The sequence below is a fragment of the Enterobacter cloacae complex sp. OE43NF genome (assembly GCF_023544405.1).
GTDB classification, from domain to species: domain Bacteria; phylum Pseudomonadota; class Gammaproteobacteria; order Enterobacterales; family Enterobacteriaceae; genus Enterobacter; species Enterobacter cloacae.
Genome location: NZ_JAMJFW010000109.1, coordinates 1 through 2,962, shown reverse-complemented (window position 1 = coordinate 2,962; position 2,962 = coordinate 1). Strand labels below are relative to the sequence as shown.

The following is a 2,962-nucleotide window of genomic DNA, read 5'->3' as shown; positions in this document are numbered from 1 at the left end:
GAAGTGAAACATCTTCGGGTTGTGAGGTTAAGCGACTAAGCGTACACGGTGGATGCCCTGGCAGTCAGAGGCGATGAAGGACGTGCTAATCTGCGAAAAGCGCCGGCGAGGTGATATGAACCCTTGACCCGGCGATGTCCGAATGGGGAAACCCAGTGCAATCCGTTGCACTATCGTTAACTGAATACATAGGTTAACGAGGCGAACCGGGGGAACTGAAACATCTAAGTACCCCGAGGAAAAGAAATCAACCGAGATTCCCCCAGTAGCGGCGAGCGAACGGGGAGCAGCCCAGAGTCTGAATCAGCTTGTGTGTTAGTGGAAGCGTCTGGAAAGTCGCACGGTACAGGGTGAAAGTCCCGTACACGAAAACACACAGGCTGTGAACTCGAAGAGTAGGGCGGGACACGTGGTATCCTGTCTGAATATGGGGGGACCATCCTCCAAGGCTAAATACTCCTGACTGACCGATAGTGAACCAGTACCGTGAGGGAAAGGCGAAAAGAACCCCGGCGAGGGGAGTGAAAAAGAACCTGAAACCGTGTACGTACAAGCAGTGGGAGCACCTTCGGGTGTGACTGCGTACCTTTTGTATAATGGGTCAGCGACTTATATTCTGTAGCAAGGTTAACCGTATAGGGGAGCCGAAGGGAAACCGAGTCTTAACTGGGCGTTAAGTTGCAGGGTATAGACCCGAAACCCGGTGATCTAGCCATGGGCAGGTTGAAGGTTGGGTAACACTAACTGGAGGACCGAACCGACTAATGTTGAAAAATTAGCGGATGACCTGTGGCTGGGGGTGAAAGGCCAATCAAACCGGGAGATAGCTGGTTCTCCCCGAAAGCTATTTAGGTAGCGCCTCGTGAACTCATCTTCGGGGGTAGAGCACTGTTTCGGCTAGGGGGCCATCCCGGCTTACCAACCCGATGCAAACTACGAATACCGAAGAATGTTATCACGGGAGACACACGGCGGGTGCTAACGTCCGTCGTGAAGAGGGAAACAACCCAGACCGCCAGCTAAGGTCCCAAAGTCATGGTTAAGTGGGAAACGATGTGGGAAGGCCCAGACAGCCAGGATGTTGGCTTAGAAGCAGCCATCATTTAAAGAAAGCGTAATAGCTCACTGGTCGAGTCGGCCTGCGCGGAAGATGTAACGGGGCTAAACCATGCACCGAAGCTGCGGCAGCGACACTCTGTGTTGTTGGGTAGGGGAGCGTTCTGTAAGCCGTTGAAGGTGGCCTGTGAGGGTTGCTGGAGGTATCAGAAGTGCGAATGCTGACATAAGTAACGATAAAGCGGGTGAAAAGCCCGCTCGCCGGAAGACCAAGGGTTCCTGTCCAACGTTAATCGGGGCAGGGTGAGTCGACCCCTAAGGCGAGGCCGAAAGGCGTAGTCGATGGGAAACAGGTTAATATTCCTGTACTTGGTGTTACTGCGAAGGGGGGACGGAGAAGGCTATGTTAGCCGGGCGACGGTTGTCCCGGTTTAAGCATGTAGGCGGAGGTTCCAGGTAAATCCGGTACCTTTTTAACGCTGAGGTGTGATGACGAGGCACTACGGTGCTGAAGTAACAAATGCCCTGCTTCCAGGAAAAGCCTCTAAGCATCAGGTAACATCAAATCGTACCCCAAACCGACACAGGTGGTCAGGTAGAGAATACCAAGGCGCTTGAGAGAACTCGGGTGAAGGAACTAGGCAAAATGGTGCCGTAACTTCGGGAGAAGGCACGCTGATATGTAGGTGAAGCCCCTGCGGGTGGAGCTGAAATCAGTCGAAGATACCAGCTGGCTGCAACTGTTTATTAAAAACACAGCACTGTGCAAACACGAAAGTGGACGTATACGGTGTGACGCCTGCCCGGTGCCGGAAGGTTAATTGATGGGGTTAGCGGCAACGCGAAGCTCTTGATCGAAGCCCCGGTAAACGGCGGCCGTAACTATAACGGTCCTAAGGTAGCGAAATTCCTTGTCGGGTAAGTTCCGACCTGCACGAATGGCGTAATGATGGCCAGGCTGTCTCCACCCGAGACTCAGTGAAATTGAACTCGCTGTGAAGATGCAGTGTACCCGCGGCAAGACGGAAAGACCCCGTGAACCTTTACTATAGCTTGACACTGAACACTGGTCCTTGATGTGTAGGATAGGTGGGAGGCTTTGAAGCGTGGACGCCAGTCTGCGTGGAGCCATCCTTGAAATACCACCCTTTAATGGCTGGTGTTCTAACGTAGACCCGTAATCCGGGTTGCGGACAGTGTCTGGTGGGTAGTTTGACTGGGGCGGTCTCCTCCCAAAGAGTAACGGAGGAGCACGAAGGTTAGCTAATCCTGGTCGGACATCAGGAGGTTAGTGCAATGGCATAAGCTAGCTTGACTGCGAGAGTGACGGCTCGAGCAGGTGCGAAAGCAGGTCATAGTGATCCGGTGGTTCTGAATGGAAGGGCCATCGCTCAACGGATAAAAGGTACTCCGGGGATAACAGGCTGATACCGCCCAAGAGTTCATATCGACGGCGGTGTTTGGCACCTCGATGTCGGCTCATCACATCCTGGGGCTGAAGTAGGTCCCAAGGGTATGGCTGTTCGCCATTTAAAGTGGTACGCGAGCTGGGTTTAGAACGTCGTGAGACAGTTCGGTCCCTATCTGCCGTGGGCGCTGGAGAATTGAGGGGGGCTGCTCCTAGTACGAGAGGACCGGAGTGGACGCATCACTGGTGTTCGGGTTGTCATGCCAATGGCACTGCCCGGTAGCTAAATGCGGAAGAGATAAGTGCTGAAAGCATCTAAGCACGAAACTTGCCCCGAGATGAGTTCTCCCTGACTCCTTGAGAGTCCTGAAGGAACGTTAAAGACGATGACGTTGATAGGTCGGGTGTGTAAGCGCAGCGATGCGTTGAGCTAACCGATACTAATGAACCGTGAGGCTTAACCTTACAACGCCGAAGATGTTTTGGCGAAGAGACAGA

1 rRNA gene is annotated in these 2,962 nt (G+C 53.3%); it reads left to right on the top strand.

Features of this window, described 5'->3' with window-relative positions:
- The first annotated feature begins 25 nt into the window (after nt 1-25).
- Nucleotides 26-2,929, top strand: a 23S ribosomal RNA gene (locus M8370_RS23055).
- Nucleotides 2,930-2,962: the final 33 nt, after the last annotated feature.